Annotated in this window: 6 protein-coding genes; all 6 read right to left on the minus strand. The window is 59.8% G+C overall.

Translation table 11 applies throughout. The features are described 5' to 3' along the window. Window positions 1–145 precede the first annotated feature (145 nt). A complete protein-coding gene (locus DBR46_RS10075; RefSeq protein WP_124526059.1) occupies window positions 146–472 on the minus strand; it encodes a hypothetical protein in 327 nt (108 codons plus the stop codon). Beyond that, window positions 469–1,374, minus strand: coding sequence for an alpha/beta hydrolase (locus DBR46_RS10080; protein WP_124526060.1), 906 nt, complete (start codon window positions 1,372–1,374; stop codon window positions 469–471). Before DBR46_RS10080 ends, DBR46_RS10075 begins: the two co-directional genes overlap by 4 nt. 175 nt (window positions 1,375–1,549) lie before the next feature. Next, window positions 1,550–2,827, minus strand: a complete 1,278-nt coding sequence (locus tag DBR46_RS10085) for a flavohemoglobin expression-modulating QEGLA motif protein (protein ID WP_124526061.1) — start codon at window positions 2,825–2,827, stop codon at window positions 1,550–1,552. A gap of 43 nt (window positions 2,828–2,870) precedes the next feature. Further along, entirely contained in the window at window positions 2,871–3,587 is a 717-nt protein-coding gene (locus DBR46_RS10090; protein WP_026136994.1) for a TetR/AcrR family transcriptional regulator, read from the minus strand. Between the two features lie 152 nt (window positions 3,588–3,739). Then, on the minus strand, window positions 3,740–5,242 hold the full coding sequence (gene lysS, locus DBR46_RS10095) for a lysine--tRNA ligase (RefSeq protein WP_124526062.1): 1,503 nt from the start codon (window positions 5,240–5,242) through the stop codon (window positions 3,740–3,742). A 32-nt stretch (window positions 5,243–5,274) separates the two neighbouring features. After that, window positions 5,275–6,370 (minus strand): peptide chain release factor 2 gene (prfB, locus tag DBR46_RS10100; RefSeq protein ID WP_102591687.1). Its coding sequence is split into 2 segments (ribosomal slippage): window positions 5,275–6,297 and window positions 6,299–6,370, totalling 1,095 coding nucleotides; the frame shifts between segments, so codons are not numbered across the junction. Window positions 6,371–6,526: the final 156 nt, after the last annotated feature.

Genomic DNA, 6,526 nt, shown 5'->3' on the forward strand with positions numbered 1-6,526 from the left:
TTAAAAGGGCTGATCAGTCGCTCCGATCAGTCCATAGTCTGTGGCGGATAAATAATGATGGTTCCAGTCGGTAAAGGGTCGCACATGCAGAAAGGGATTTATTGCCAGGTTGAGTGACGTTTTCCCACAGGGACGATGCGACAGCTTACTGCTGCAACTGCGGGGTTTCCTGCCCCATGCAGCGCACGGCCTGTTTCTTGTTGTTCACCAGCACACCGCTCAGGCCTTTCTGGTCGGTATCAAACATCACCAGCACGCCATCAACGCACTGCGCCACTTGCGCGGCCGGCGTCAGGGAAATCTTGTAATCCTCGCCGGGCACGGTCTTGAGCATGGTGAAGTCGCTGAGCAGCAGCGCATCTTCGGGCTTGGCGAAGTGCAGGTAGCCGTAGAACCACAGGCAGCCGACGGTGCCGATAATGGTGCCGATGCCGGTGAGGATCAGCGGGATCATGTTGCGTTCTTCGCTCATTGCGGGCTCTCTGATGAATCAACTTTGGGAATGGGGTAATTCGGAATTTCACCCAGGCGGCGTAGGCCGTTGAAGTGCTGGGGATCGTCCAGATAGCGCAGCATCACGGTTTGCCAGGTCTTGTCGGCGAACGTCTGCACATGGCCGCCACGGGTCAGTTGCAGCACTCTCGGCGGTGGCGCAGCTTGATACAGGCGGATCACGTTTGCCACCGGCACAATCGGGTCATCCAGGCTGTGGAACAGCAGTTTCGGTACGCCGGTCAACTTCGGCATGGCCTGGAGCGCGCTGTCGGCGTCCGGCACCAGCCAGGACAAGGGCACCTGCAACGGCCATGTTAACCAGGAGGTGCTCAGGGCGAATTGTCCTACGTCACGATAACTGGCGGGCACGCCGTCCAGGACCAGCGCCTTGAGTTGCGGCTGACGCTCCGGGTGGGCCGCCAGGTAATGCACCGCCAGCGCACCGCCCAGGCTTTGGCCGAGGATGATCAAAGGCTGGTTTTGCGTTTCGGGGGCCTTGTCGATCCAACTGAACGCGGCGTCGATGTCCTGATAAACCGCCGGCAATGACGGCTTGCCTTCGGACAGGCCATAACCGCGATAGTCCAGCAGCAACACCTGATAGCCCTGCTCCGGCAACCACCAGCTACCGCCCAAGTGCCAGGCCAGGTTGCCGCCGTTGCCATGCAGGTGCAGCACCGTGCCCTTGACCGGCACGCCGGGTTTGGCGGGCAGCCACCAGGCGTGGAGTTTTACTCCGTCGGCGGTGGTGAGGGTGATGTCACGGTAGGCCAGGTGGGCCTTTTCCGGTGTGAACGGCAGGCCGGGTTCGGGGTAGAACAGCAGAGAGCTGCAGCCGTTCAAGGTCAGTAGCAGGCACAGAATGCCGAGGATTCTCATCCGTTGAAGCCTCGCTGAAATGTTGGACTCATCTCTCAAGAACAAATGAGATCAACTGTGGGAGCTGGCTTGCCTGCGATAGCAATCTTTCAGTTGAAACAGCTGTGACTGATAGACCGCTATCGCAGGCAAGCCAGCTCCCACATTTTGATCTGTTTTTCTTCAGGAACATCTCTCAGAGAATGTTGGAGTAATCCGCCTCGATCCGATCCAGACTCAAGTGGTTGAGGAAGTTGGAGAAGCACATCCACGCCGCCAGCGCGTTCATATCGCGGAACTGCTCCGGCAGATACTTGGGCGGTACCACCAGGCCTTCGTCCACCAATTGGCGCAGGGTTCGCATGTCTTCCAGGGTGGTCTTGCCGCAGAACAGCAGCGGCACTTGTTCCAGCTTGCCTTTGCGCACGGCCAGCTGGATGTAGTTGTAGACCATGATAAAGCCCTTGAGGTAGGACAAATCCTTGGTAAACGGCAGACCCGTCGGCACCGAGCCACGGAATACGCGACTGGCGTTGCCGTAGCTTTCGGCCATTTCAAAGCCCTGTTCACGGAAGAACTCGAACACCTGCAGGAAGTCGGCGCCCTCCTCCACCATGTGGATGGCCCGGGTGCGGTTGGTCAATTTACGCAAGCGGCTCGGGTAGGAGGCGAAGGTGATGATCTCCATCAGGATCGCCAGGCCTTCCTGGGTCACGGTGGACGACGGCGGGCCCTTGGACAGGAAGGTGCAGATCGGCTGGTTCTGCCCGTTGAGGGTGGTGCCGACGTGCACCAGGCCTTCATGCACTTCCAGGGCGCGCACGTCGCGGTCGTTGAACATCGCGTCGGCGCGGATCTTGATGTAGTCGGCGCCCGCCGCCGCGTCGGCGACAATGCCGTCGGACTCGAACACGCGGATGGTTTCCTCGGCCTCGCCAAACACCTTGTTCAGCCGGGTTTGCAGCAGGGCCACGGCGTCCTTGGCGGTGAGGGTCTTGGCCTCATCCTTCAAGTCGCCACGGCCGTCGATATTGTTCAGGTAGTCGGAGAGCATCAGGCCGAGGTCGGCCAGGGTCGGGTCGCCGGCGTGGAACGCATCGGAGGCGGCGCCGTAGAGTTCCTGGGAGATCAGGCCGAAGTCTTCGGTGCCACGCGCTTCGAGCATGCGCACCACCATGCGGTATTCGCGGCACATGCGGCGCATGATCTGCCCCACTGGGCTGAACTGGCCGAGGCGACGGGTGATGTCGCGCTCGATGTTCTGGAACTCCAGCTTCACCGCACTGGAGTCGAACGACAGCGGCCGGTTGAGGTAATAGTCACGGCTGACGGCCGGCATTTCCTTGCCCTTGGCCTTGAGGAAACCCTGGCGAATGCTTTCGTCCCACTTCACGGCGTCGAGGACGCGAATCGGTGTTTGCGCCAGCACAATGCGATCAGACAAGGTGCGTATCGTCTGCTGGTAATCGTCCACCTGGAACTTCCTCTTTAAACGTTATGTGCCTCAGCAGCCTACGTCAGACCGACGCCAACACCAAATGCATGTAGCGCTTGAGGATTTCAAGCATCTCTTCACCGGTCAGGCTGTCTGCGCTGCCGAGCAGGCCCTGATACTCCATCCGACCGATTATAGCCGTCAACACCTTGGCGTCCTGCTGCGGCTCGCGCGAACCCAATACCTGGAAAAACTGCCCGGTGCCCTGCAACAGGATCTGCTGGTGGGAGCGCACCAACTCGGCCAGGCGCGGGTTCAACAGGGCTTCCTGGCGAAACGCCTGCTCGGCCATCAAGTGTTCACGACGGTTGGTCAGTTGGCGCATCACGTAGTCGGCCGTCAGCCGCGCGATGTCATCGGCCAGTTGCGAGCGCGACTGCGGGCTGCCATCACCGTAGGCAACCATCTCCCGCAGCAAGCCTTCGTTGCGCACCCACAGCTTGCCCATGAACGCGGCGCTGCGTTCGACGTATTGGGCGAAGGTATCGGTGAGCAGGTCATCGATATCCTTGAAATAGTAGGTGGTGGCCGACAACGGCACACCGGCCTCCGCCGCCACTGCGCGATGGCGTACGCCGCGCACGCCATCGCGCACGACGATGCGCATGGCCGCATCGAGAATGTCTTGCCGGCGCTGCTCGCTGCCCCGGCGACTGGCCTTGCGGCCTTGGTACTGGACACTTTCAGCCACGGCAGCAGCAATGCCGGCGGCGCCTTCTTGAGCCATAACGCGGTTCACCACAGATCTTCCTTTGAAAGGTGACGCGGAGCGTCAGGGGAGGCATTCCCACGCGGAGCGTGGGAACGATCCCTTGGCGCTATTTGCTTGACGCTTAAATACGCCACATAAAAAAGCCGCCTTATAAAAGGCGGCTTCGGATTTCGCTTCGCTTACGCTTGTGGCCGCATGTGCGGGAACAAGATCACGTCGCGGATCGACGGCGAGTTGGTCAACAACATCACCAGGCGGTCGATGCCGATACCTTCACCAGCGGTCGGCGGCATGCCGTATTCCAGGGCGCGGACGAAGTCTGCGTCGTAGTGCATGGCTTCGTCGTCGCCGGCGTCCTTGTCGGCCACCTGGGCCATGAAGCGCTCGGCCTGGTCTTCCGCGTCGTTCAACTCGGAGTAGGCGTTGGCGATTTCACGGCCGCCGATGAACAGCTCGAAACGGTCAGTGACGTTCGGGTTGTCATCGTTGCGACGGGCCAGCGGCGACACTTCGAATGGGTACTGGGTAATGAAGTGCGGCTGTTCCAGCTTGTGCTCCACCAGTTCTTCGAAAATCATCACCTGCAGTTTGCCCAGGCCTTCGAAGCCCAGCACCTTGGCCCCGGCTTTCTTGGCGATGGCGCGGGCCTTGTCGATGTCGGTCAGGTCGTCAGCGGTCAGCTCAGGGTTGTACTTGAGGATCGAATCGAACACCGACAGACGCACGAACGGCTCGCCGAAGTGGAACACCTTGTCGCCGTACGGCACGTCGGTGCTGCCCAGGACCAACTGTGCCAACTCACGGAACAGTTCTTCGGTCAGGTCCATGTTGTCTTCGTAGTCGGCGTAAGCCTGGTAGAACTCCAACATGGTGAATTCTGGGTTGTGACGGGTCGAAACGCCTTCGTTACGGAAGTTGCGGTTGATCTCGAACACTTTTTCAAAGCCACCAACCACCAGGCGCTTGAGGTACAGCTCCGGCGCGATACGCAGGAACATTTCCATGTCCAGGGCGTTGTGGTGGGTTTCGAATGGCTTGGCCGCGGCACCACCAGGAATGGTTTGCAGCATCGGCGTTTCGACTTCAAGGAAGTCACGCTGCATCAGGAAACTGCGGATGTGCGCAATCACTTGCGAACGCACACGGAAGGTGTGGCGCACGTCTTCGTTGACGATCAGGTCAACGTAGCGCTGGCGGTAGCGTTGTTCTGTGTCAGTCAGACCGTGGTGCTTGTCTGGCAGTGGGCGCAGAGACTTGGTCAACAGGCGCACGTTGGTCATTTCAACGTACAGGTCGCCCTTGCCCGAACGGGCCAGGGTGCCTTCAGCCGCGATGATGTCACCCATGTCCCAGGTTTTCACCGCGGCCAGGGTTTCTTCCGACAAGGTTTTACGGTTGACGTAGACCTGGATGCGCCCGGTCATGTCCTGGATCACCATGAACGAGCCACGGTTGAGCATGATGCGACCTGCCACCTTGACCGGGATCGCAGCCTCTGCCAGCTCTTCCTTGGTCTTGTCGGCGTATTGCTTCTGCAACGCATCGCAGTAGTTTTCGCGACGGAAGTCGTTGGGGAAGGCATTGCCCTTGGCGCGCTCGGCAGCAAGCTTTTCCTTGCGCAGGGCGATCAGGGAGTTTTCTTCCTGTTGCAGGGCTTGCGGGTCGAGTTGTTGGTCGCTCATGTCTTTAAATCTTCCATCACAGAATTAGGGTGTTACAGGCCTGATTTCAGGCTCGCTTCCAGATACTCGTCGATGTCGCCATCGAGCACCTTGTCGCAGTCGCTGCGTTCGATGTTGGTGCGCAGATCCTTGATCCGCGACGCATCGAGCACATAGGAACGGATCTGGTGACCCCAGCCGATGTCCGACTTGGTGTCTTCCAGCGCCTGGGAAGCGGCGTTGCGCTTCTGCATTTCCTGCTCGTACAACTTGGCCCGCAGCATTTTCATGGCGGTGTCTTTGTTGGCGTGCTGGGAACGTTCGTTCTGGCAGCTGACCACGGTGTTGGTCGGTACGTGGGTGATACGTACGGCCGAGTCGGTGGTGTTTACGTGCTGACCACCGGCACCGGAGGAGCGGTAGGTGTCGATGCGCAGGTCGGCCGGGTTGATCTCGATCTCGACCTTGTCGTCGATCTCTGGCGAGACGAACACCGCGCAGAACGAGGTGTGACGGCGGTTGCCGGAGTCGAACGGGCTCTTGCGCACCAGGCGGTGTACGCCGATCTCGGTACGCAACCAGCCAAATGCGTATTCACCCTTGATATGCACGGTCGCGCCCTTGATACCGGCGACTTCACCGGCGGACAGTTCCATGATGGTCGCTTCGAAACCGCGCTTGTCGGCCCAGCGCAGGTACATGCGCAGCAGGATGTTGGCCCAGTCCTGGGCCTCGGTGCCACCGGAACCGGCCTGGATATCCAGGTAGGCGTTGTTCGGGTCCATCTCGTGGCTGAACATGCGGCGGAATTCGAGTTTGGCGAGGTTTTCCTCGAGACGGGCCAGCTCGGCGACGACATCGCCCACTGCGCCTTCGTCGTTTTCTTCGACGGCCATGTCCAGCAGGTCACGGCAATCGGCCAGACCGGTGTTCAGTTCGTCGAGGGTATCGACGATCTGCGCCAGCGCAGCGCGCTCGCGGCCCAGTTCCTGGGCGTATTCAGGTTTGTTCCAGACAGCAGGATCTTCAAGCTCGCGATTGACTTCGGTCAGACGCTCATGCTTTTGATCGTAGTCAAAGATACCCCCGAATAGTTTCGGAGCGCTCGGACAGGTCCTTGATGGTGTTAAGGATCGGGTTGATTTCCATGGCGGGCAGCACTCGTTGGCGAACTTTTGAAAGCCGGCGAGTATAACGGGTAATGGGGGGGAGCGGCAGCCCGCTGGGCGAAAAGGCTCGGGGTTGGATTGGTTGTGTACATATCCGTTTCTTCGGTAACGGCCACTATTGGTTCCGCCCTTACGG

Origin of the sequence: Pseudomonas sp. KBW05 (assembly GCF_003852405.1) — a bacterium.
Classification (GTDB): domain Bacteria; phylum Pseudomonadota; class Gammaproteobacteria; order Pseudomonadales; family Pseudomonadaceae; genus Aquipseudomonas.

Bases quoted from the DNA above. Each gene is read 5' to 3' on its own strand.
- DBR46_RS10075 (WP_124526059.1), bottom strand. From the start codon at position 472: ATGAGCGAAGAACGCAACATGATCCCGCTGATCCTCACCGGCATCGGC.
- DBR46_RS10080 (WP_124526060.1), bottom strand. From the start codon at position 1,374: ATGAGAATCCTCGGCATTCTGTGCCTGCTACTGACCTTGAACGGCTGC.
- lysS (WP_124526062.1), bottom strand. From the start codon at position 5,242: ATGAGCGACCAACAACTCGACCCGCAAGCCCTGCAACAGGAAGAAAAC.